The sequence below is a fragment of the Cronobacter sp. 153480017-3 genome (genome assembly GCF_053627815.1).
The window spans coordinates 58,017-81,011 of the sequence record NZ_JBSEYN010000010.1 but is presented as its reverse complement, the minus strand read 5'-3'; the positions used below and the strand labels follow the sequence as shown (position 1 = coordinate 81,011).

Below are 22,995 nucleotides of genomic sequence, written 5' to 3'. Positions count from 1 at the left end.
TTAGACGTCCAGATGTAAAAATGACGGAAAAGCCGGATGGCGTCAACAGGTAAATCATCACTTGATGTGAGTATTTTTCAGCGAAGTTGAAAAAGCTTCATGACGGGGAAATGCGCAAAGGTTGTACAGCGGAAGAAAGGCATGGGGGGTTATCTGGCATGGCGGGTGCGCTGCGCTTACCCGCCCTACACAATAAAACGTATGAGTTAGGTAGCATTACGTAGGGTGGGTAAGCGAAGCGCACCCATCACAATAAAAGCAGAGCAGCCCGTAGGGTGGGTAAGCGCAGCGCACCCACCACGGTGAAATCAGAGCAACTGCGCCAGACGGTTAAGATCCGACTGAATCGCCCCGGCGGTCACGTCGCGCCCGGCACCGGGCCCGCGGATAACTAACGGGTTATCGCGATACCAGCGGCTTTCAATGGCGAACACGTTATCGCACGGCAGCAATGACGCCAGCGGATGCTCTGGACGCACCGCCTCGACGCCGACGCGCGCCTTGCCGTTGGCGTCAAAGCGCGCCACATAACGCAGCACCAGGCCCAGCTCGCGCGCCGCCTCAAGACGCTGCACCATCTGCTCGTTCAGCGCGTCGCCATATTCAAAGAAATGATCCACCGAACCCTCTTCGCACCCGGCCGGCACCAGCGACTCCACGCGCACCTGATCGGGCTCGATATCGTAGCCCGCCTCACGCGCCAGGATAACTAACTTGCGCATCACATCCTTACCGGAGAGATCCACGCGCGGATCTGGCTCCGTCAGCCCCTGCTGCCACGCCTGGTCCACCAGCTCGGTAAACGGCACTGTCCCGTCGAACTGCAAAAACAGCCATGACAGCGTGCCGGAGAAAATCCCGCTGATGGAGAGAATCGAATCGCCGCTGTCGCGCAGATCGCGCACCGTGTGGTTGACCGGCAGCCCGGCACCAACGGTCGCGTTATAGAGCCAGTGACGGCCCGTTTTCGCAAACGCGTCGCGGATCTGGCGGTAGTTCTGGCTGTTACTCGCGCCCGCCAGTTTATTGGCGCTGATGACGTGGAAACCGTAGCTGGCGAAATCGAGATACTGGTCCGCCAGATCCTGGCTTGCCGTTACGTCCAGCACCACTAAATCGTCATACGGGTGCGCGCGCATCCACAGGAACAGCGACTCTTCATCCTGCTCCACCGCTTCGTCATTGAAGAACGCCAGCGCGCGGCTCGCGTCAAGACCGTCGTAATTGAGCAGGCTGCGGCGGCTGTCCACCACGCCCGCCAGCACAAACTCAAGGCCGGTGCGGGCAGAGAGCGTCTCCTGCTCGCGCGCGAAGAGCTCAAGCCAGCGCGAGCCGATATTCCCTTTACCGAACAGCATCAGCCCGATACGTTTTTCCGCGCGGAACAGCGACTGGTGCAGCCCCTGGATCAGGCTCTCCGTCGGGCCGGTACGCAGCACCGCCACCAGGCTAATGGCCTCTTCCGACTGCCAGATAAACTCTACCGGCTGATCTTTGAGTTGCTGCCAGAAACGGTGGCTGTGCAGCGGGTTGCGACACACGCCCGCCCCTACCAGCGCCACGAGCGCCAGCCCTTCACGCAGGCGCAACTCGCCCGGCAGCGCGGCGTCTTCCAGCAGTTTGAGCGCGCTGCCAACCACTTCTGAGGTATAGCAGAGTTGCAGCAGGCGGCGGTCAGGATGCACGCCGACCGACAGCGGACGAAGCTGTGCGCGTCTTAAGAGCGCATCAACGTCTTTATGCGCCAGTTTGAAATCCTGGTGCGACGGCACTTCAAATTCGATAAGGCAGACGTCGTCATGGCTGGTGACGATACGCGCGCCAGTGCCGGAAGCCAGCACGCGCTCAATGCGCGTGGAGCCTTGCTCCGGGCTGTAGCTGCAACGCAGCTGTAAATCGATATCGCTGCCGGAAACCGGCTGCAACGTGCGGGCGTGCAGCACAGGCGCGGCCAGACGCGCCAGCTCGCTCGCTTCGTCAAGGCGCAGCAGCGGCAGCAGGCAGGCATCTTTGACTTTGCGCGGGTCGGCGCTGTAAACGCCCGCCACGTCGCTCCAGATGGTGACGCGTGAGACACCCGCCAGCGCGCCGATTTGCGTTGCTGAATAGTCTGAGCCGTTACGGCCGAGCAGCACGGTTTCGCCCGCGTCGTTACGGCAGATAAACCCGGTGACGACTAAACGTTTATTCGGGTGCTGAACCAGCAACTGCTGCAACAGCGGGAAAGAAAGGCCTTCGTTTACCTGCGGCTGCGCGGCGCGCTCTGCGCGCAGAAAATCACGCGCGTCGAGCCAGGCGGCGTCAATGCCTTGCTGATTCAGCACGGCGGCCATCAGGCGCGCGGACCAGATTTCGCCGTGGCCGACCACTTCGGCGTAAACCGCGTCGGTGATAGTGCCGTCCAGCAGCGCGGCCAGGCGCTCAAGATCGTGAATAAATTCGCTGATAAGCCCGTCGGCAACCGTGGCAGGCAGCAGCCCGGCGATAAGCTCGCTCTGATAACGGCGCAGCGCCTGTTGCACCTGATGCGCGGAGAGACGATCGCTCTGGCTTAACTTCAGCCAGCTAATCAGCTGGTTGGTCGTGCTGCCCGCCGCGGACACCACCATCATATCCCCGGCGCGGGAATAGTCGGCCATGATACCCGCCACGCGCAGGTAACATTTCACGTCGGCGAGACTGCTGCCGCCAAATTTGTGCAGCTGACGACCGTTCGTCCCTGCAGGCGCTGTAACACTCATGCTTACCCCTTAGCCCGCCGCCTGGAATGCTTTTTCCAGGTCGGCAATTAAATCTTCGCTATCTTCAATACCGGTCGAAATACGCAGCAGCGTCTCGGAGATGCCCGCCGCGGCGCGCGCTTCCGGCGCCATGCCCGCGTGGGTCATCGTCGCGGCGTGAGAAATCAGGCTCTCCACGCCGCCCAGCGATTCTGCCAGCGTGAACAGCTCCAGCGCGCCGAGGAAACGGCGCAGCGTCTGTTCGTCGCCATCCAGTTCAAAACTCAGCATCGCGCCGAAGCCCTTTTGCTGACGTGCGGCTATCTCATGCCCCGCATTCTCCGGCAGCGACGGATGATACAACTTTTTCACCCGCGGCTGCTGCTTAAGGAAATCGACAATCGCGCTGGCGTTACGCTGTGCCACTTCCATACGCGGGCTCAATGTACGCAGGCCGCGCAGCAGCAGGTAGCTGTCGAACGCGCCGCCGGTCACACCGATGTTATTGGCCCACCAGGCAAGCTCGGTAACGGTGTCAGGATCTTTCGCAATCACCACGCCCGCCACCACATCGGAGTGCCCGTTGAGGTATTTGGTGCAGGAGTGCAGAACCAGATCGGCCCCCAGCGCCAGCGGATTCTGTAACGCCGGGCTCAGGAACGTATTATCCACCACACTTATGGCTCCGGCCGCGCGCGAAAGTTCGCAAATTTTCGCAATATCCACCACGCGCAACAAGGGATTGCTTGGGCTTTCCACCAGTACCAGTTTCGGTTGTTCGGCAAGCGCCGCTTTCAGCGCCGCCTCATCCCCCTGATCGACAAATTTGACGCGATAACAGCCGCGCTTCGCGAGGCTGTCAAAAAGGCGATAACTACCGCCGTAGCAGTCGTGCGGGGCCACCAGCAGATCGCCGGGCTTCAGGAAAACGGTCGTCACCAGATGGATTGCCGACATGCCGGTGTTGGTCAGCACGGCGCCCGCGCCGCCTTCCAGCTCCGCCAGTGCGCGCTGAACCACATCGCGCGTCGGGTTGCCTCGACGGGAGTAGTCATGCGCGCGCGGTTCATTAAAACCGGTGAAGTTGTAGGTGCTGGAGAGGTGAATCGGCGGAACGACGCAGCCGTACTGCTCGTCGTCATTGAGCCCGCTGCGCACTGCGATGGTGGCCTGTTTACGCGTCATGAGGAGTCGTTTCCTGGCATTATCGGAGAAAAGTGAGGGACAGAGTAAACATTGCCAATATAGACGTCAATACATCTGGACATCTAAACTTCTTTGCGTATAGATTGAGCAAAACAGGATTAGCCGTTAAAATTATGTGTTTTATAGGGTAGTGATGCAGCATCGGTACGGAAGTCACGGTATTATTCTACGCTGCTGAACAACAGACTATCGGGTTAAGACCGTGAGACCTATCCGGTTTTAATCTTTTTCTAATGACTGAGAGGATTAAAGGTATCTCATGGCTGAATGGAACGGCGAATATATCAGCCCCTACGCTGAGCACGGCAAGAAGAGTGAACAGGTCAAAAAAATTACGGTTTCCATTCCTCTGAAGGTGTTAAAAATCCTCACCGATGAACGCACCCGTCGTCAGGTGAATAACCTGCGCCATGCCACTAACAGCGAGCTGCTGTGCGAGGCTTTCCTTCACGCCTTTACCGGCCAGCCCTTGCCGGACGACGATGACCTGCGCAAAGAGCGCAGCGATGAGATCCCCGAAGAGGCCAAGGTAATCATGCGTGAAATGGGTATCGACCCGGATACCTGGGAATACTGATTCGCATCAACGACAAAGGCGCCCACAGGCGCCTTTGTTTTATGCTCGGGAGCAACAAAAAAGGCGCCGTCTGGCGCCTTTTTTCGGGAAACTTATTTGCTGCCCGGGATGCTGAAGCGTTTGTTGAAACGCTCAACACGACCACCGGTATCAACAACACGCTGTTTACCAGTGAAGAACGGGTGGCAGTTGCCGCACACGTCCAGGTTCAGGTCGTGGCCAACGGTGGAGCGAGTTTTGATCACGTTACCGCAAGAGCAGGTAGCGGTGATTTCAACATATTTCGGGTGAATATCTTTTTTCATGGGAAACCTCAGTTAAGGCCGCGTCGCTCTTCCAGCCCTTACGCCAGACACCACGCGATGTTGATAAAGTCGGTTTGATACTTTTAAAGGGCATCAAAGGCGGCGAATCATACAGAAAATAACCGCCTCATGCAAACTGATCCGCAAATTTATGAACACACAGTGTACACTATCACGCTACTTTTATCAGCCCGGATGCCTTCATGCCTGTCGCCCGCGTCGCTCTGCCCGTTCCGCTTGCCCGCACCTTTGACTATCTGCTGCCCGATGCCATGACGGCGGCGGCAGGCTGTCGCGTGCGCGTGCCGTTCGGTCGTCAGCAGCGCGTCGGTGTGGTCGTGGCGGTAGGCAATGAGAGCGAGCTACCGCTTGATGAGCTGAAAAGCGTGGTGGAGGTGCTGGACAGCGAATCGCTCTACCCGCCTGTGCTCTGGCGTATGCTGCTGTGGGCGGCCGATTATTATCATCACCCGATTGGCGAAGTGCTGTTCCACGCGCTGCCGGTACTGTTGCGCCAGGGCAAACCCGCAAGCCATGCGCCGCTCTGGTACTGGTTCGCCACCGAAGAGGGCCAGGCGGTCGATCTCAACAGCCTGAAGCGTTCGCCAAAGCAGCAGCAGGCGCTGGCGGCGCTGCGCCAGGGCAGACTCTGGCGGCATGAAGTGGCGCAGATGGCGTTTAATGACGCCGCGCTGCAGGCGCTGCGCGCCAAAGGGCTGTGCGAACTGGGCAGCGAGCTGCCGCCGGTCGCCGACTGGCGCGGTCAGTTTTCGGTATCCGGCGACAGGCTGCGGCTTAACACCGAGCAGGCGACGGCGGTGGGTGCCATTCGCGGCGAAGCCGATAACTTCTGCGCCTGGCTGCTGGCGGGCGTGACCGGCTCCGGCAAAACCGAAGTCTATTTAAGCGTGCTCGAAAACACGCTCGCGCAGGGCAAACAGGCGCTGGTGCTGGTGCCGGAAATCGGCCTGACACCCCAGACCATCGCCCGCTTTCGCGAGCGTTTCAACGCGCCCGTCGAAGTGCTGCACTCCGCGCTGAACGACAGCGAACGGCTGGCGGCCTGGCTGAAAGCCAAAAGCGGCGAGGCGGCGATTGTCATCGGCACGCGCTCGGCGCTGTTCACGCCCTTTAAAAATCTCGGCGTGATTGTTATCGATGAAGAGCACGACAGCTCTTATAAACAGCAGGAAGGCTGGCGCTATCACGCGCGCGATCTGGCAGTCTACCGGGCGCACAGCGAGCAGATCCCGATTATCTTAGGCTCCGCGACGCCCGCCCTCGAAACGCTGCACAACGTGCGCCAGCGTAAATACCGCGTGCTGAAGCTGACGCACCGGGCGGGCAACGCGCGCCCGGCGCAGCAGCACGTGCTGGATCTGAAAGGCCAGCCGTTACAGGCGGGCCTTGCGCCTGCGCTGGTCGCCCGGATGCGCCAGCATTTGCAGGCGGATAATCAGGTCATTCTGTTTCTTAACCGCCGTGGCTTCGCGCCCGCGCTGCTCTGCCACGACTGTGGCTGGATAGCCGAATGCCCCCGCTGCGATCACTACTACACGCTGCATCAGTCACAGCATCAGCTGCGCTGCCACCACTGTGACAGCCAGCGCCCCGTGCCGCGCCAGTGCCCGCAGTGTGGTTCCACGCATCTGGTGCCGGTAGGGCTTGGCACCGAACAGCTGGAACAGAGCCTGGCGCCGCTGTTCCCCGGCGTGCCGCTGTCGCGTATCGACCGCGACACCACCAGCCGCAAAGGCGCGCTTGAAGAGCAACTGGCGGAAGTTCACCGTGGCGGCGCGCGTATTCTTATCGGCACCCAGATGCTCGCCAAAGGCCATCACTTCCCGGATGTCACGCTGGTGGCGCTGCTGGATGTCGACGGCGCGCTGTTCTGCGCCGATTTCCGCTCGGCGGAGCGTTTCGCCCAGCTCTACACGCAGGTGGCGGGCCGCGCCGGGCGCGCAGGGAAACAGGGCGAAGTGGTTCTCCAGACGCACCACCCGGAACATCCTTTATTGCAGACGCTGCTGCATCAGGGTTATGACGCCTTTGCCGATCAGGCGCTCGCGGAGCGCGGCAGCGTCTCGCTTCCGCCCTACAGCAGCCATATTTTGATCCGCGCGGAAGATCACCATAACCAGGACGCTCCCGCGTTTCTCCAGCAACTGCGCAATCTGCTCCAGGCAAGCCCGCTTGCGGATCAGAAACTCTGGCTGCTCGGCCCGGTGCCTGCGCTGCAGCCCAAACGCGGCGGACGCTATCGCTGGCAGTTGCTGCTGCAACACCCGTCGCGTTTGCAGCTCCAGCGTATTGTCTCCGGCAGCCTGCCGCTGATAGGTACGCTGCCCGCCGCGCGTAAAGTGAAGTGGACGCTCGACGTCGACCCGACCGAAGGCTGAACCGCGCCCCGCTTCTGCGAAACGGATCGTAAAATTTAATATCCGTCACATCTCGGATGTAATTTTTGTAACCGACACGCCTAATATCTGATAAGAATGTGAGGCGTGTCAGATTACAGGACGAGTCTGCGCCCGCGGACCGCTACGAGGAGATGAAGTGAAGTCCAGAAAGCAGGTTGCCGCCGCAACCATGAAAGATGTCGCCGTTCGCGCCAGGGTCTCAACGGCGACGGTATCCCGTGCGTTAATGAACCCCGAGAAAGTCTCACAGGCCACCCGCAACCGCGTGGAGCAGGCCGCCATTGACGTGGGGTATCTGCCCGGTTCGCTCAACCGCAACCTGAAGCGCAACGAATCGCGCACCATTCTGGTGATTGTCCCGGACATCTGCGATCCGTTTTTCAGCGAAATCATTCGCGGCATTGAAGTTACTGCGGCGGAACAGGGCTATCTGGTGCTGATTGGCGACTGCGCGCACCAGAACCAGCAGGAAAAAACCTTCATCGACCTCATTATCACCAAACAGATAGATGGCATGCTGCTGCTCGGCTCGCGTCTGCCGTTCGACGCCAGCAAAGAAGAGCAGCGCAATCTGCCGCCCATGGTCATGGCGAACGAATTCGCGCCGGAACTGGAGCTGCCGACGGTGCATATCGACAACCTCACCGCCGCCTTCAACGCCGTCAATTATTTGCATGAACTGGGGCATCAGCGCATCGCCTGTATCGCCGGGCCGGAAGAGATGCCGCTGTGCCATTACCGTCTGCAGGGCTACGTTCAGGCGCTGCGCCGCAGCGGTATGACGGTAGACCCGCACTATATCGCCCGCGGCGATTTCACCTATGAAGCGGGCGCGAATGCGCTGGAACAGTTGCTAAGCCTGCCGCAACCGCCGACGGCGATTTTCTGCCACAGCGACGTGATGGCGCTCGGCGCGCTGTCGATGGCGAAACGCCGCGGCTTTCGCGTGCCTGACGATCTCTCCATTATTGGCTTTGATAACATTGCGTTAGCCGAGTTTTGCGATCCGCCGCTCACCACCGTGGCGCAGCCGCGTTTTGATATTGGTCGGGAGGCGATGCTGCTGTTGCTCAGCCAGCTCAACGGGCACACCGTCAGCAGCGGCTCGCGTCTGCTGGACTGCGAACTGGTGCTACGCGGCACCACGCGCGCGCCGAAGCCGCGAAATTAACCGCCTTTAAGACTCCTTATCTGGTCAAAGGCCCGTCCCTTAAGTAACATGGCGGGCTGTTAACGAATGGATACAGCGAAACGATAGTGGCACAACGAGATTATGTACGCCGCGGACAGCCGACGCCCGCGCGGCGCAAGAAAACCAACACCCGCAAAAAGCAACGTAACCTGCCTGCTGTTTCACCGGCGATGGTCGCTATCGCAGCGGCGGCGCTGGTCGCCTTTATTGGCGGTCTGTACTTTATTACGCATCATAAAAAAGAAGAGTCGGAAACCCTGCCGGGCCATAAAGTCACCGGCAACGGTCTGCCGCCCAAGCCCGAAGAGCGCTGGCGCTATATCAAAGAGCTGGAAAGCCGCCAGCCAGGCGTGCTGAAGCCGACCGAACCTTCCGCCGGTGGTGAAATCATGAATCAGGATCAACTGACCGACGAACAGCGTCAGTTGCTCGACCAGATGCAGGCGGATATGCGCCGTCAGCCGACGCAGCTTAGCGAAGTGCCGTGGAACGAACAGACCCCGGCGCAGCGTCAGCAAACGCTGCAACGCCAGAAGCAGCTTCAGCAACAGCAGCAGATGCAGCAGTGGAATAACACCGCACAGCAGCCGGTACGCACCGCGCCACGTGTGGAAACGCCGCGCACGGAAGCCCCGCGCACAGAAACGCGATATCAGCAGCCGCAGACCCGCACCGTGCAGACGCAGCAGCCCGCGCGTACCACCACGCAGCCTGCTCAACCGCCGCGCCAGCAGCAGACAACCAACGCGCCGTATCAGGATCTGCTCCAGACGCCGCCGCATACCACGCAGCGTGAAACCGCCCAGAGCAAGCCCGCGCAAACCGCGCCGGTAACGCGCGAGGCGGAAGCCGCGAAGCCCGCCGAGAAGAAAGACGAGCGCCGCTGGATGGTGCAGTGCGGTTCGTTTAAAGGCACCGAGCAGGCCGAAACCGTGCGCGCGCAGCTGGCGTTTGAAGGATTCGACTCGCGCATTACGTCCAACAATGGCTGGAACCGCGTGGTCATTGGCCCTATCAAAGGCAAAGACAACGCCGACGGCACGCTCAACCGCCTGAAGATGGCGGGTCACTCAAACTGCATTCGTCTCGCCTCCGGGGGTTGAAACCCCCGAAACATCCCCCATCTATAATTGCATTCTGCCCTGCATCACCCGCAGGGCGCTGTCTTCAGCTTATGCAATAAGGGGTTTGCTCGTGACAACAATAGTAAGTGTGCGCCGCAACGGCCAGGTAGTGATCGGTGGCGACGGCCAGGCCACCCTGGGCAACACCGTAATGAAAGGCAACGTGAAAAAAGTCCGCCGTCTGTATAACGATAAAGTTATCGCGGGCTTCGCGGGCGGCACCGCCGACGCCTTTACCCTCTTCGAACTCTTCGAACGTAAACTCGAAATGCACCAGGGCCATCTGGTGAAAGCCGCCGTGGAACTGGCGAAAGACTGGCGTACCGACCGGATGCTGCGCCGCCTCGAAGCGCTGCTGGCGGTAGCCGACGAAAACGCCTCGCTGATTATTACCGGCAACGGTGACGTCGTGCAGCCGGAAAACGATCTTATCGCCATTGGCTCCGGCGGGCCTTACGCGCAGGCTGCGGCACGCGCGCTGCTGGAAAACACCGAGCTTGGCGCTCGTGACATCGTCGAGAAGTCGCTGGGGATTGCAGGCGATATCTGCATCTACACCAACCACTTCCTCACTATCGAAGAATTGAACTCCAAAGCGTAAGGACCTCACATGTCTGAAATGACCCCACGCGAGATTGTCAGCGAACTCGACAAACACATTATCGGCCAGGACGCGGCGAAGCGTTCTGTCGCTATCGCGCTGCGTAACCGCTGGCGCCGTATGCAGCTGAACGAAGAGCTGCGTCATGAAGTGACCCCGAAAAACATCCTGATGATTGGCCCGACCGGCGTCGGTAAAACCGAAATCGCCCGTCGCCTGGCGAAACTCGCCAACGCGCCGTTCATCAAAGTGGAAGCGACGAAATTTACCGAAGTGGGCTATGTCGGTAAAGAAGTGGATTCCATCATCCGCGATCTGACCGATTCCGCCATCAAAATGGTGCGCATGCAGTCGATCGAGAAAAACCGCTACCGCGCCGAAGAGATGGCCGAAGAGCGCATTCTCGACGTGCTTATCCCGCCGGCTAAAAACAACTGGGGCCAGCCGGAGCAGCAGCAGGAGCCGTCCGCCGCGCGTCAGGCGTTCCGTAAAAAACTGCGTGAAGGCGAGCTCGACGACAAAGAGATTGAAATCAATCTCGCCGCAGCGCCGATGGGCGTTGAAATCATGGCGCCTCCGGGCATGGAAGAGATGACCAGCCAGTTGCAGTCTATGTTTCAGAACCTGGGCGGCCAGAAGCAAAAACCGCGCAAGCTGAAAATCAAAGATGCGATGAAACTGCTGGTGGAAGAAGAAGCCGCCAAACTGGTGAACCCGGAGGAGCTGAAAGAGCAGGCTATCGAAGCCGTTGAGCAGCACGGCATCGTGTTTATCGATGAGATCGATAAAATCTGTAAGCGCGGCAATGTCTCCGGCCCGGACGTTTCCCGCGAAGGTGTACAGCGCGACCTGCTGCCGCTGGTGGAAGGCTGCACCGTCTCTACCAAACACGGCATGGTGAAAACCGACCACATCCTGTTTATCGCCTCCGGCGCGTTCCAGGTGGCGAGCCCGTCCGATCTGATCCCGGAACTCCAGGGCCGTCTGCCGATCCGCGTTGAGCTGCAGGCGCTAACCGCGGAAGATTTCGAACGCATTCTGACCGAGCCGAACGCTTCTGTCACCGTGCAGTACAAAGCGCTGATGGAAACCGAAGGCGTGCATATCGAATTCACCGACGACGGCATTAAGCGCATCGCGCAGGCGGCGTGGCAGGTGAACGAAACCACGGAAAACATCGGCGCGCGCCGTCTGCATACGGTGCTTGAGCGTCTGATGGAAGATATCTCCTATGACGCGAGCGATCTGGGCGGCCAGACGATTACTATCGACGCGGATTATGTGAGCAAACACCTGGATGCGCTGGTCGCAGATGAAGATCTGAGCCGTTTTATCTTATAATCGCGCTCAACGCATTTTCATCACTTTTGGTGAGGGCTTTTGCCCGCCGATGTGAGGTGCGGTAAGGCGGTCAGTCTGTTCCCGGCGTTTGCGCCGGGTTATTCAGATGACGCCAGCCATCCGCAGCTTCGTCAGGCAGGCAAGCCCTCATTTTTATTGGCTCAGATCCGCTTATGAATACATCGACACACGCAGTAAATCGCACTCAGGCCTGGCTTGAAAGCCTGCGGCCACGCACGCTGCCGCTGGCGTTTTCCGCCATTCTGGTCGGCAGCGCGCTCGCCGGCTGGCAGGGCTATTTCGATCCCGTGATTACGCTGCTGGCGCTGCTGACCGCCGGGCTGCTGCAAATTCTCTCCAACCTGGCCAACGATTATGGCGACGCCGTCAAAGGCAGCGACCAGCCGGACCGCCTCGGCCCGCTGCGCGGCATGCAGAAAGGCGCGATTACCGCACCGCAGATGAAGCGCGCCATTCAGCTCACCGTGGCGCTGATTTGCGTGTCCGGGCTGGCGCTGGTCTATGTCGCCTGTCACAGCCTGGCCGATGTGCTCGGCTTTCTGGCGCTTGGCGCGCTCTCTATCCTCGCCGCCATTACCTATACCGTCGGTACGCGCCCTTACGGTTATATGGGGCTTGGCGATGTCTCTGTGCTGATTTTCTTCGGCTGGCTGAGCGTGCTCGGCAGCTGGTATCTCCAGGCTCATACGCTGATTACGCCGGTCTGGCTGCCTGCGACCGCCTGCGGACTGCTGGCCGCGGCAGTGCTTAATATCAACAACCTGCGCGATATCGACAGTGACCGCCGCAACGGCAAAAACACGCTGGCGGTGCGCCTCGGCCCCGTCGTCGCCCGCCGTTACCACGTGGCACTGCTGGCGGGCGCGCTGGTCTGTCTCGCCGTGTTTAATCTGCTGTGGCTGCACAGTCTCTGGGGCTGGCTGTTCCTGCTCGCTAGCCCGTTGCTGGCACGTCAGGCGCATTTTGTGCTGCGCGAAACCGAGCCTGCGGCGATGCGCCCAATGCTTGAGCGCACCGTGAAAGCGGCGCTGCTGGTGAATCTGCTGTTTATCATCGGGCTTATCGTCAGCCAGCAGCTGCGTTAACTGACCCGCATCAATTAACAATTGATGATTTTGCCAACAGCGCGCGTTAAGCGATATACTGACAGTTCTTGCAGCAACTGAACGTTAAACCTATGAAATACGATACTTCTGAGCTTTGTGACATCTACCAGGAAGAGGTCAACGTTGTGGAGCCTCTGTTCTCCAACTTCGGCGGTCGCTCTTCTTTTGGCGGGCAAATCATCACGGTGAAATGTTTCGAGGACAACGGGTTGCTGTATGAGCTGCTCGAAGAAAATGGCCGCGGACGCGTTTTACTGGTAGATGGCGGCGGTTCGGTACGCCGCGCCCTGATTGATGCGGAACTGGCGCGCCTTGCGGTGCAGAATGAATGGGAAGGGCTTGTCGTCTACGGCGCGGTGCGTCAGGTGGACGATCTGGCGGAGCTGGATGTCGGCATCCAGGCGCTGGCGGCGATCCCGGTGGGCGCTGCGGGCGAAGGCATCGGCGAAAGCGACGTGCGCGTCAATTTCGGCGGCGTGACCTTCTTCTCCGGCGACCATCTTTACGCCGACAATACCGGTATTATCCTTTCTGAAGATCCGCTGGATATCGAGTAACAAAAACGGGCGCCCTGAGCGCCCGTTCTTTTTGGTTCAAAGTGCGGTAATCACACTTCTTCCATTTTTCCCAGCAGCGCCTGCAGGCGCTCCTGCCAGACATGCTGCTGTTCGCGCAGCTGGTGGTTTTCATGCTCCAGCGCTTCGCGGCTGCCCTGGGCGTTCTGAACTTCCTGAGCAAGTTGATTGTTCTTGTCTTTCAGCTCTTCGATTTCCATCTGCAGCAGGGTGATAGTATCAACAGCCTGCTGAACTTTGGCTTCCAGTTTCTCAAACACTTCAAATGACATCGTCCTACCTCTCCTGAATTGCAAGGCGTTGATGGATAACTATCCTCGTCCCGGTGCCCGGCGACGCCTTAAATTAATCTGTGCGCACAACACTAGTCCCGATTGTATGAAGCCCTTGTGCCCCTGTCCAGCGACAACCCGCACGGATTGCGGTTTGCGCGCTTTTTCAGTCTAAACCGAGTGTATTCACGACACGCTACGGTAAATTGTTAACATATGCGTTAATGAAATGATTCAGCTCTCACTTCATCCTGTCCGAAAAACACGCTATCGAGCGCGAAAACGCTCATTTTCTTGACGTGACACACACATTTTAATTTCGATATTTCTCGTTTTTGTTCGTTAACGATAAGTTAACACCATGTCTACATGACATCGTGGTCGTCTTCGACACCATGCATACAATAATCATCAATTAGCCTTCAGGACCCGATTATGAGTCAAACATCAACCTTAAAAGGCGAGTGCATCGCCGAATTCCTCGGTACCGGGTTGTTGATTTTCTTCGGTGTGGGCTGCGTGGCGGCGCTGAAAGTGGCAGGAGCCAGTTTCGGTCAGTGGGAAATCAGCATCATCTGGGGTCTGGGCGTGGCGATGGCCATCTACCTGACCGCAGGCGTTTCCGGCGCGCATCTTAACCCGGCGGTAACCATCGCGTTGTGGCTGTTTGCCTGTTTCGACGGGCGCAAAGTGGTTCCTTTTATTATTTCTCAGTTTGCCGGCGCCTTTTGCGCAGCGGCGTTAGTTTACGGGCTTTACTACAATCTCTTCCTCGATTACGAACAGACTCACCACATGGTTCGCGGCAGCGTCGAAAGTCTCGATCTGGCCGGTATTTTCTCGACTTATCCAAACCCGCATATCAACCTGGTTCAGGCGTTTGCGGTTGAAATGATCATTACCGCCATTCTGATGGGCGTTATCCTGGCGCTGACCGACGACGGCAACGGCATTCCGCGTGGTCCGCTGGCGCCGCTGCTGATTGGCCTGCTGATTGCGGTTATTGGCGCGTCAATGGGCCCGCTCACCGGCTTCGCCATGAACCCGGCGCGCGATTTAGGACCGAAGGCGTTCGCGTGGCTCGCAGGCTGGGGTAACGTGGCCTTTACCGGCGGGCGTGACATTCCTTACTTCCTGGTGCCGGCCCTGGGCCCGGTCGTCGGCGCGGCGCTTGGCGCGTTTGGCTACCGCAAACTGATTGGCCGCCATTTACCGTGCGACACCTGCGAGCCAGAAGCGGATAAACCTTCTGCCAGCAGCGCACAACAGAAAGCTTCGCTGTAACCGATTTACGGGATAAAAATGATGACTACAGAAAAAAAATATATCGTTGCGCTCGACCAGGGCACGACCAGTTCCCGCGCTGTCGTGCTGGATCATGACGCCAACATCGTCAGCGTCTCCCAGCGTGAATTTGAACAAATCTACCCGCGTCCAGGCTGGGTAGAACACGACCCGATGGAAATCTGGGCCTCCCAGAGCTCCACGCTGGTGGAAGCCCTCGCGAAAGCGGATATCAGTTCCGATCAAATTGCCGCTATCGGCATTACCAACCAGCGCGAAACCGCGGTGGTCTGGGAGCGAGAAACCGGCAAGCCGATTCATAACGCGATTGTCTGGCAGTGCCGCCGTACCTCAGAGATTTGCGAGAAACTGAAGCGCGACGGCATGGAAGATTACGTGCGCCAGGCGACCGGCCTCGTCATTGACCCGTACTTCTCCGGCACCAAAGTGAAGTGGATCCTTGACCACGTCGACGGTGCCCGTGAACGCGCGAAGCGCGGCGAACTGCTGTTCGGCACCGTCGATACCTGGCTTATCTGGAAAATGACCCAGGGCCGCGTGCATGTGACCGACTATACCAACGCCTCGCGCACCATGCTGTTCAACATCCATGACCTCGACTGGGATGACAGAATGCTGGAGGCGCTGGATATTCCGCGCGCCATGCTGCCGCAAGTGCGTAAATCGTCTGAAGTGTACGGCCAGACCAACATCGGCGGTAAAGGCGGCACCCGTATTCCTATCGCCGGTATCGCGGGCGACCAGCAGGCGGCGCTGTTTGGCCAGCTCTGCGTGAAAGAAGGGATGGCGAAAAACACCTACGGCACCGGCTGCTTTATGCTGATGAACACCGGCGAAAAAGCGGTAGCCTCCACCCACGGTCTGCTGACCACCATCGCCTGCGGCCCGCGCGGTGAAGTGAACTATGCACTGGAAGGCGCGGTGTTTATGGCGGGCGCGTCAATTCAGTGGCTGCGCGACGAGATGAAGCTCATCAGCGACGCGTTTGACTCCGAATATTTCGCGACCAAAGTGAAAGACACCAACGGCGTCTATGTGGTACCGGCGTTTACCGGCCTCGGCGCGCCGTACTGGGACCCGTATGCCCGCGGCGCGATTTTCGGCCTCACCCGCGGCGTGAACTCGAATCACATCATTCGCGCCACGCTGGAATCCATCGCCTACCAGACCCGCGACGTGCTGGAAGCGATGCAGGCGGACTCCGGCATTCGTCTGCACGCCCTGCGCGTGGATGGCGGCGCGGTGGCGAACAACTTCCTGATGCAGTTCCAGTCTGACATTCTTGGCACCCGCGTGGAGCGCCCGGAAGTCCGTGAAGTCACCGCGCTGGGCGCGGCCTACCTGGCGGGTCTTGCGGTCAGCTACTGGCAGAATCTGGACGAACTGCAGGAAAAAGCGGTGATTGAGCGTGAATTCCGCCCCGGTATTGAAACCACCGAGCGTAACTACCGCTACGAAGGCTGGCGCAAGGCGGTTAAACGCGCCATGGCCTGGGAAGAGCACGACAAAGAGTAAGCGTTAACCTCATTGGTATCTCCCTTTTCTCCCGCCTTCGGGCGGGAGACTTTTCCCGCTTTTTTCATTCGTCCCCCGCAATTAGTGTATCCTTTGCAGCAATACCCCCTTTTCTGATGGTTTGTGTGAATGAAAGAGATCGAAAAAGCTGAAATTAAACGCCTGAGCGACCGCCTTGATGCCCTGCGTCATCAGCAGGCTGCCGTTTCCCTGACGGAAGCCGCCGATAAATACGCGGAGCTGGAGCAGGAGATCGCCACGCTGGAAGCGGAAATCGCGCGCCTGAAAGATGTGCGTACCGACAAGCTCAGCAAAGAAGCGCAGAAGCTGATGGCGATGCCGTTTAAACGCGCTATCACCAAAAAAGAGCAGGCCGATATGGGCAAGCTGAAGAAAAGCGTGCGCGGGCTGGTGGTCGTTCACCCGATGACCGCGCTGGGCCGTGAAATGGGCCTGAAAGAGATGACCGGCTTTGCGAAAAGCGAGTTTTGATCGGCGGGCCGCCACCTGGCGGCCGTGTTTAACCAGGAGAAAGTTTTAACGTAACGCCACAAGCCTGCGCATAATTCCGAAGCGTGTCGACGCTTGCCCCATGCGCATTATCTTCAAGCTGGCTGACCTCCGGCAGTGAAACACCCATTTTTTCAGCCACATCGTTTTTTGTGAGGCCTGCCTGTGTACGCATCGCAATAAGCAGGGCGCTTAGCTCTTCTTCACGTATTTGTTGCTCGTAAGCTGCCTGAACCGCTGCGTTTTCAAAGGCGCGCGCTTTCACCTGTGCAAAGGTGATACCTTTAACCGTCATGGCTGAGCTCCTCCAATCGTTTGAGTGCAATTTCGAATTCACGTAGCGGCGTTTTTTGCGTCTTTTTTATAAAAGTACGCAAAATAAAAATACGCTGGCCGGCTGCAAAAGCAAAAAACGTACGAGCAATATCTTTACCGCCAACCCGTAGTTCGTACAAGCCCCCGCTCAGCGCACGCGAATCAGGATAACGCAGCCGGAAGCCTTCTCGTTCAAGCTTTTCCAGCCCTCTCAATACTTTCGCCTGCATGACGGGATCAAGCGCGTAAAGTTCTTCCGCCGCGACCGGATGAAAAATTAATTCAAACATGACGCGCTTCCCTGCACATAGTCACACTCCGGCATCATTCTCTGTCATACCTTCCGGGCTTCCCGCCGCTGGAATCGAAGATGATTTTACTGTTATCAACGAGAGCGAAGCGGTTTATGTGTAGGTATTGCGAGACGTCTTCCACGTTTTCTCGCTTCCCGGCGCGAGTGATGATAATTCGCCAGACACCGCCTGAATTGGCCCTACCAATCCCCTCGCAAACTTACCACCCACTCACAAAACCCTAAAAAAGCGCAACCAGTGTGTTGCTGACACCTAACAAATAGTTAACCTTTTGTTGTCATTCACCCTACAACAACACATTGGTTGGGCCACTTTTACAAATCCGTGCTAACAGAAGCACAGACTTCCGGCACGAATGAAGGCCCGCAGGAGATTCGCTATGCACCTCTGGCAGCAGAATTATGACCCGGCAGGGAATCTCTGGCTTTCGAGCCTGATTGCCGCTTTGCCGATCCTGTTTTTCTTTTTCGCGCTGATTAAGCTCAAGCTGAAAGGCTACATGGCGGCGACCATTACCGTCGCCATCGCGCTGCTGGTGGCGCTCTTTTTCTACAAGATGCCGGCGGAGCGCGCGTTCGCGTCGGTGATTTACGGCTTCTTCTACGGCCTGTGGCCTATCGCGTGGATTATCATCGCCGCGGTGTTCGTTTATAAAATTTCGGTGAAAACCGGGCAGTTTGACATCATCCGTTCCTCGATACTCTCCATCACGCCGGACCAGCGTCTGCAAATGCTGATTGTCGGTTTCTCCTTCGGCGCGTTTCTGGAAGGGGCCGCAGGCTTCGGCGCGCCGGTGGCGATCACCGCCGCGTTACTGGTGGGGCTGGGCTTTAACCCCCTTTACGCCGCGGGCCTGTGCCTGATTGTGAATACCGCGCCGGTAGCGTTTGGCGCGATGGGCATTCCGATTCTGGTGGCAGGCCAGGTGACCGGCCTCGACAGCTTCCAGATTGGCCAGATGGTCGGCCGTCAGTTGCCGTTCCTGACCATTATCGTACTGTTCTGGATCATGGCGATTATGGACGGCTGGCGCGGCATTAAAGAGACCTGGCCCGCGGTGCTGGTGGCAGGCGGCTCGTTCGCCATCGCCCAGTATTTAAGCTCGAACTTTATCGGGCCGGAGCTGCCGGACATTATCTCCTCGCTGGTGTCGCTGGTCTGCCTGACGCTGTTTCTTAAACGCTGGCAGCCGGTGCGTATTTTCCGCTTCGGCGATATGGGCGCCTCGGTGGTCGATCAGACGCTGGCGCGCAAGCATTACACCGCAGGCCAGGTGGTACGCGCCTGGACGCCGTTCCTGTTCCTGACCGCCACGGTGACGCTCTGGAGCATTCCGCCGTTTAAAGCGCTGTTCGCCAAAGGCGGCCCGCTCTCAGACCTGGTGTTTAACGTCTCCGTGCCGTATCTCGATGGTCTCGTGGCCCGCATGCCGCCGGTCGTCGCAAAAGCCACGTCCTATGCCGCGGTCTATAAATTCGACTGGCTCTCCGCCACCGGCACCGCGATTTTCGTGGCGGCCATCATTTCGATTATCTGGCTGCGCATGAAGCCGAAAGCCGCTGTAGAAACCTTCGGCCAGACCATGAAAGAGCTGGCGTTGCCGATTTACTCCATCGGCATGGTGCTGGCGTTCGCGTTTATCTCTAACTACTCGGGGCTCTCCTCGACGCTGGCGCTCGCGCTCGCGCACACCGGCAGCGCGTTTCCGTTCTTCTCGCCGTTCCTCGGCTGGCTTGGAGTGTTCCTGACCGGCTCAGATACCTCGTCGAACGCGCTCTTTGCGGCGCTCCAGGCCACGGCGGCGCAGCAGACCGGCGTCTCAGATATTCTGATGGTGGCGGCGAACACCACCGGTGGCGTGACCGGCAAGATGATTTCGCCGCAGTCCATTGCTATCGCCTGCGCGGCGGTGGGGCTGGTGGGCAAAGAGTCCGATCTTTTCCGCTTTACCGTGAAGCACAGCCTGGCGTTCACCTGCATGGTGGGGCTTATCACGCTGCTTCAGGCTTATTACTTTACCTGGATGATCCCATGACATTGATGACCCGGCGACTGGCCGACCATCTGGTGGAGCGCATTCGTGCGCTCATCACCGAGCGCGGGCTGGAAGCCGGAATGCGCCTGCCCTCTGAGCGACAGCTCGCGCAGGAGCTTGGCGTCTCGCGTAATTCACTGCGCGAAGCGTTACAGATTTTGATTCGCGACGGGCTGCTGATAAGCCGTCGCGGCGGCGGCACCTTTGTGCGCTATCAACTGGAGCCGTGGTCGGAACAGCGCATCGTCCAGCCCATTCGGAACCTGATGGCGGACGATCCGGGTTATCGCTACGACATTTTAGAAGCGCGCCACGCCATTGAGGCCAGCACCGCGTGGTATGCGGCGCTGCGCGCCACCGCGCAGGATAAAGAAAAGCTGCGCTACTGCTTCGACGCGATGTTGCAGTTTACCGAGCGCGACGACCCGGATCTCGCCTCGCAGGCCGACGTACGCTTTCACCTGGCGATTGCCGAGGCGTCGCACAACGTGGTGTTACTCCAGACCATGCGCGGCTTTTTCGATCTGCTGCAATCGTCGGTGATGGAGAGCCGTCAGCGGATGTATCTGCAACAGCCGATTTTCGCGCAGCTCACCGGCCAGCACCGCGAGATGCTGGAGGCGATTGAAACCGGCGATGCCGAGCGGGCGCGCAACGCGACGCTGCGCCACCTCGGCTTTGTCCATTCCACGATTAAACAGCTTGATGAAGATGTCGCCCGCCAGGCGCGTGTCACCCGCCTGCCCGACGACGTAATGCAACCTTCCAGGGAGAATAAAGAATGATTATTTCCGCAGCCAGCGACTATCGCGCAGCGGCGCAGCGTATCCTGCCGCCGTTTCTGTTTCACTATATCGACGGCGGGGCCTACGCGGAATATACCCTTAAGCGCAACGTGGACGATCTCTCGCAGGTGGCGCTGCGCCAGCGCGTGCTGAAAAATATGTCGGATTTGAGCCTTGAGACGACGCTGTTTAACGAAACGCTCTCGATGCCCGTCGCGCTGGGGCCGGTCGGGCTGTGCGGCATGTACGCGCGTCGCGGCGAAGTTCAGGCGGCGCGCGCGGCCTCGGCGAAAGGCATTCCGTTTACGCTCTCGACGGTGTCCGTCTGCCCGATCGAAGAAGTCGCGCCAGTGATGAACCGCCCGATGTGGTTTCAGCTCTACGTGCTGCGCGACCGCGGGTTTATGCGTAACGCGCTGGAGCGCGCCAAAGCGGCGGGCTGCTCGACGCTGGTGTTTACCGTTGATATGCCCACACCCGGCGCGCGTTACCGCGACGCCCATTCCGGTATGAGCGGCACCAATGCCGCCATGCGCCGCTACTGGCAGGCGGTGACGCACCCGCAGTGGGCGTGGGACGTGGGCCTGAATGGCCGTCCGCACGATCTCGGCAATATTTCCGCGTATCTTGGCAAGCCGACCGGGCTTGAAGATTACATCGGCTGGCTGGCGAACAATTTCGACCCGTCTATCTCGTGGAAAGACCTGGAGTGGATCCGCGAATTCTGGGACGGCCCGATGGTTATCAAAGGGATCCTCGACCCGGACGATGCCCGCGACGCGGTGCGCTTCGGCGCCGACGGGATTGTGGTCTCCAACCACGGCGGCCGCCAGCTTGACGGCGTGCTCTCGTCGGCCCGCGCACTGCCCGCCATTGCCGATGCGGTGAAGGGTGACATCACCATCCTCGCCGACAGCGGCATCCGCAACGGGCTGGATGTGGTGCGTATGATTGCGCTCGGTGCCGACAGCGTGCTGCTGGGCCGCGCGTACCTTTACGCGCTCGCGACCCACGGCGAGAAAGGCGTGGCGAACCTGCTGAATTTGATTGAGAAAGAAATGCGGGTGGCGATGACGCTGACCGGCGCGAAGTCGATTAAGGAGATCACCCGTGAATCGCTGGTGCCGTCGCCGGAATTTACGTCCGTTTTAGCGGATCTGCCCGCCGCCAGCGCGAAACCTAAGCAGGATGACGCGGCGTAAATGTTGATGATGCGAGGATAGCGGGGTAAGTCGTGACGGGTAAGTGGCGGCGGCGGGTGCGCTGCGCTTACCCGCCCTACCACGCTCCCCCCATAGAGAAGTGTTTCCTGTAGGGGGGGTAAGCGAAGCGCACCCACCAACGATTTTCGGATAACCCGCCTACTACCCTCTACCCCACAACCTGCGCGAAAAACTCTCGATCTTCCCGCTAAGACGCCGGTTTTGCAGCGTTTTCGCCCAACTGGCGGAAAGCCCGCCTGCGCTCAGAAGCCGGTGATACTGCTCGTCATCAAACGGCGTATGCCACGCAATCGCAGCGGCCTCGCGCACGGAAATGGCGCTCACCCGCGACACCAACTCCAGCGGCGCGTCGCTAAACACCTTCCCTTCGCCGATCACCCGGTAGAGCCAGCCGCAGCGCGCGGTATCCTGCATCCGCCCGGAAAGCTCGCTAATCCCCGAGTGAAAATTAACCTTAAAGCACGGCGAACGCGGCTGGGTGATCTGTATCAGCGCCTCGCCCCAGCGAAAGATATCGCCGATAAACGCATTCTCTTCCGTCAGCCCCAGCGTTGAGAGATTCTCGCCAAACGCGGGCGGCGCGAACCACTCCGCCTGTTCCGGGTATTCACGCGCCCAGACGGCGTAATGCTCGCGCGGGTAGTGGCACAGCGCGCGGTCCGCCCCGCCGTGAATTTTCTTCTCCGCCTGCTGATCGCCAACCAGCCCGCGGCTGGTAAGTGACAACTCGCCCTCCACCTGCACTTTGCCGATGGCGCTGGGCCTGCTGCCTTCATAGTCGCGGATTTTGCCGAGATACACCTGCACCGGGAAATACATACGCGCCTCCTTTTGCGGATATAAAAAAAGCGAGCCATCAGGCTCGCTTTTTACAGGTCAGGTTGCAACCTTATTTCTGAGAAGCGAAACGCGCTGCAGCTTCGTCCCAGTTCACCACGTTCCAGAACTCTTTGATGTAGTCCGGACGACGGTTCTGGAATTTCAGGTAGTACGCGTGCTCCCACACGTCCAGGCCCAGGATCGGGTAGCCGGAAGCGCCGGAGATAGCTTCGCCCATCAGCGGGGAATCCTGGTTTGCGGTGGAAACGACAGCCAGTTTGTCGCCTTTCAGCACCAGCCACGCCCAGCCAGAGCCGAAACGGGTCGCTGCTGCTTTCTCGAACTCTTCTTTGAATTTCTCAACGGAGCCGAAATCGCGCTCGATAGCCGCTTTCAGGTCGCCCTGCAGGGTAGTGCCTTTTTTCAGGCCTTTCCAGAACAGGCTGTGGTTCGCGTGGCCGCCCGCGTTGTTACGCAGAACGGTTTTCTTGTCCGCCGGAACCTGATCCAGTTTGGTGATCAGCTCTTCAACCGGCAGATTCGCCAGCTCCGGCAGGCTTTCCAGCGCCGCGTTAGCGTTATTGACGTAGGTCTGGTGGTGTTTGGTGTGATGGATTTCCATCGTCTGCTTGTCGAAATGCGGTTCCAGGGCGTCGTATGCGTACGGCAGGGATGGCAGTGTGTAACTCATATTCATCATCTCCATTATTGTCG

22 protein-coding genes are annotated in these 22,995 nt (G+C 59.0%); 14 read left to right on the top strand and 8 right to left on the bottom strand.

Translation table 11 applies throughout. The features are described from left to right. Window positions 1-308: 308 nt before the first annotated feature. Complete coding sequence (locus ACUW6V_RS18535; RefSeq protein ID WP_105622757.1) at window positions 309-2,741, bottom strand: bifunctional aspartate kinase/homoserine dehydrogenase II; 2,433 nt, start codon at window positions 2,739-2,741, stop codon at window positions 309-311. Window positions 2,742-2,750: 9 nt separating this feature from the next. After that, the gene (gene metB / locus ACUW6V_RS18530) at window positions 2,751-3,905 is read right to left on the bottom strand and encodes a cystathionine gamma-synthase (RefSeq protein ID WP_007892472.1); all 1,155 of its coding nucleotides are present in this window, start codon (window positions 3,903-3,905) and stop codon (window positions 2,751-2,753) included. A gap of 280 nt (window positions 3,906-4,185) precedes the next feature. Here metB and metJ point away from each other — a divergent pair, with 280 nt between their 5' ends. Continuing rightward, the gene (metJ, locus tag ACUW6V_RS18525; protein ID WP_004385727.1) at window positions 4,186-4,503 is read left to right on the top strand and encodes a met regulon transcriptional regulator MetJ; all 318 of its coding nucleotides are present in this window, start codon (window positions 4,186-4,188) and stop codon (window positions 4,501-4,503) included. Between the two features lie 92 nt (window positions 4,504-4,595). On the opposite strand, the gene rpmE is transcribed toward metJ, so the two are convergent. Next, entirely contained in the window at window positions 4,596-4,808 is a 213-nt protein-coding gene (gene rpmE, locus ACUW6V_RS18520) for a 50S ribosomal protein L31 (protein WP_004385728.1), read from the bottom strand. A 203-nt stretch (window positions 4,809-5,011) separates the two neighbouring features. Between rpmE and priA the strand changes: the two genes are divergently transcribed. The 7 genes from priA to rraA all read left to right on the top strand — a co-directional run bounded on the left by priA (window position 5,012) and on the right by rraA (window position 13,170). Beyond that, entirely contained in the window at window positions 5,012-7,207 is a 2,196-nt protein-coding gene (priA, locus tag ACUW6V_RS18515; protein ID WP_004385729.1) for a primosomal protein N', read from the top strand. A 157-nt stretch (window positions 7,208-7,364) separates the two neighbouring features. After that, window positions 7,365-8,399 (top strand): DNA-binding transcriptional regulator CytR, encoded by a 1,035-nt coding sequence (gene cytR, locus ACUW6V_RS18510; RefSeq protein WP_069682305.1) that lies wholly within the window; start codon window positions 7,365-7,367, stop codon window positions 8,397-8,399. A gap of 86 nt (window positions 8,400-8,485) precedes the next feature. Beyond that, window positions 8,486-9,523: a cell division protein FtsN gene (gene ftsN / locus ACUW6V_RS18505; protein WP_032988603.1), complete on the top strand. Its 1,038-nt coding sequence runs from the start codon at window positions 8,486-8,488 to the stop codon at window positions 9,521-9,523. 91 nt (window positions 9,524-9,614) lie between these two features. Beyond that, entirely contained in the window at window positions 9,615-10,145 is a 531-nt protein-coding gene (gene hslV / locus ACUW6V_RS18500; RefSeq protein ID WP_004385732.1) for an ATP-dependent protease subunit HslV, read from the top strand. Window positions 10,146-10,154: 9 nt separating this feature from the next. Continuing rightward, the gene (hslU, locus tag ACUW6V_RS18495) at window positions 10,155-11,486 is read left to right on the top strand and encodes an HslU--HslV peptidase ATPase subunit (RefSeq protein ID WP_004385733.1); all 1,332 of its coding nucleotides are present in this window, start codon (window positions 10,155-10,157) and stop codon (window positions 11,484-11,486) included. Between the two features lie 173 nt (window positions 11,487-11,659). Beyond that, window positions 11,660-12,592 (top strand): 1,4-dihydroxy-2-naphthoate polyprenyltransferase, encoded by a 933-nt coding sequence (menA, locus tag ACUW6V_RS18490; RefSeq protein WP_454038756.1) that lies wholly within the window; start codon window positions 11,660-11,662, stop codon window positions 12,590-12,592. 92 nt (window positions 12,593-12,684) lie between these two features. Continuing rightward, window positions 12,685-13,170 (top strand): ribonuclease E activity regulator RraA, encoded by a 486-nt coding sequence (rraA, locus tag ACUW6V_RS18485; protein WP_004385735.1) that lies wholly within the window; start codon window positions 12,685-12,687, stop codon window positions 13,168-13,170. A 50-nt stretch (window positions 13,171-13,220) separates the two neighbouring features. Here rraA and zapB read toward each other — a convergent pair whose 3' ends face one another. Then, window positions 13,221-13,460: a septal ring assembly protein ZapB gene (gene zapB / locus ACUW6V_RS18480; protein ID WP_007779254.1), complete on the bottom strand. Its 240-nt coding sequence runs from the start codon at window positions 13,458-13,460 to the stop codon at window positions 13,221-13,223. A gap of 435 nt (window positions 13,461-13,895) precedes the next feature. On the opposite strand from zapB, the gene ACUW6V_RS18475 reads away from it, so the two are divergent. The 3 genes from ACUW6V_RS18475 to ACUW6V_RS18465 all read left to right on the top strand — a co-directional run bounded on the left by ACUW6V_RS18475 (window position 13,896) and on the right by ACUW6V_RS18465 (window position 16,772). Further along, window positions 13,896-14,744 (top strand): MIP/aquaporin family protein, encoded by an 849-nt coding sequence (locus ACUW6V_RS18475; RefSeq protein WP_004385737.1) that lies wholly within the window; start codon window positions 13,896-13,898, stop codon window positions 14,742-14,744. Between the two features lie 18 nt (window positions 14,745-14,762). Further along, complete coding sequence (gene glpK, locus ACUW6V_RS18470; protein ID WP_454038755.1) at window positions 14,763-16,280, top strand: glycerol kinase GlpK; 1,518 nt, start codon at window positions 14,763-14,765, stop codon at window positions 16,278-16,280. A gap of 129 nt (window positions 16,281-16,409) precedes the next feature. Beyond that, window positions 16,410-16,772 carry a YibL family ribosome-associated protein gene (locus tag ACUW6V_RS18465; RefSeq protein WP_004385739.1) on the top strand — a complete coding sequence of 121 codons (363 nt, stop codon included), beginning with the start codon at window positions 16,410-16,412 and terminating at the stop codon, window positions 16,770-16,772. Window positions 16,773-16,800: 28 nt separating this feature from the next. Here the strand turns inward: ACUW6V_RS18465 and ACUW6V_RS18460 are convergent, their stop codons facing one another. Both ACUW6V_RS18460 and ACUW6V_RS18455 read right to left on the bottom strand, forming a co-directional pair. Beyond that, window positions 16,801-17,085 carry a helix-turn-helix domain-containing protein gene (locus ACUW6V_RS18460; RefSeq protein WP_007853687.1) on the bottom strand — a complete coding sequence of 95 codons (285 nt, stop codon included), beginning with the start codon at window positions 17,083-17,085 and terminating at the stop codon, window positions 16,801-16,803. Next, window positions 17,075-17,395, bottom strand: a complete 321-nt coding sequence (locus ACUW6V_RS18455; RefSeq protein WP_454038754.1) for a type II toxin-antitoxin system RelE/ParE family toxin — start codon at window positions 17,393-17,395, stop codon at window positions 17,075-17,077. The genes ACUW6V_RS18460 and ACUW6V_RS18455 overlap by 11 nt, the downstream gene beginning before the upstream one ends. 403 nt (window positions 17,396-17,798) lie before the next feature. Between ACUW6V_RS18455 and lldP the strand changes: the two genes are divergently transcribed. From lldP to lldD, 3 genes are read left to right on the top strand one after another with little or no spacing between them, the layout of a single operon-like run. Beyond that, the gene (gene lldP / locus ACUW6V_RS18450) at window positions 17,799-19,454 is read left to right on the top strand and encodes an L-lactate permease (RefSeq protein ID WP_015387088.1); all 1,656 of its coding nucleotides are present in this window, start codon (window positions 17,799-17,801) and stop codon (window positions 19,452-19,454) included. Beyond that, window positions 19,451-20,239 carry a transcriptional regulator LldR gene (lldR, locus tag ACUW6V_RS18445; RefSeq protein WP_063265834.1) on the top strand — a complete coding sequence of 263 codons (789 nt, stop codon included), beginning with the start codon at window positions 19,451-19,453 and terminating at the stop codon, window positions 20,237-20,239. Before lldP ends, lldR begins: the two co-directional genes overlap by 4 nt. Further along, window positions 20,236-21,441 (top strand): FMN-dependent L-lactate dehydrogenase LldD, encoded by a 1,206-nt coding sequence (gene lldD / locus ACUW6V_RS18440; RefSeq protein ID WP_454038753.1) that lies wholly within the window; start codon window positions 20,236-20,238, stop codon window positions 21,439-21,441. The genes lldR and lldD overlap by 4 nt, the downstream gene beginning before the upstream one ends. Before the next feature lie 162 nt (window positions 21,442-21,603). On the opposite strand, the gene yiiM is transcribed toward lldD, so the two are convergent. Both yiiM and sodA read right to left on the bottom strand, forming a co-directional pair. Then, the gene (gene yiiM / locus ACUW6V_RS18435; RefSeq protein WP_007853667.1) at window positions 21,604-22,281 is read right to left on the bottom strand and encodes a 6-hydroxyaminopurine reductase; all 678 of its coding nucleotides are present in this window, start codon (window positions 22,279-22,281) and stop codon (window positions 21,604-21,606) included. Window positions 22,282-22,351: 70 nt separating this feature from the next. Next, window positions 22,352-22,972: a superoxide dismutase [Mn] gene (gene sodA / locus ACUW6V_RS18430; RefSeq protein WP_015387089.1), complete on the bottom strand. Its 621-nt coding sequence runs from the start codon at window positions 22,970-22,972 to the stop codon at window positions 22,352-22,354. Between the last annotated feature and the right edge of the window lie 23 nt (window positions 22,973-22,995).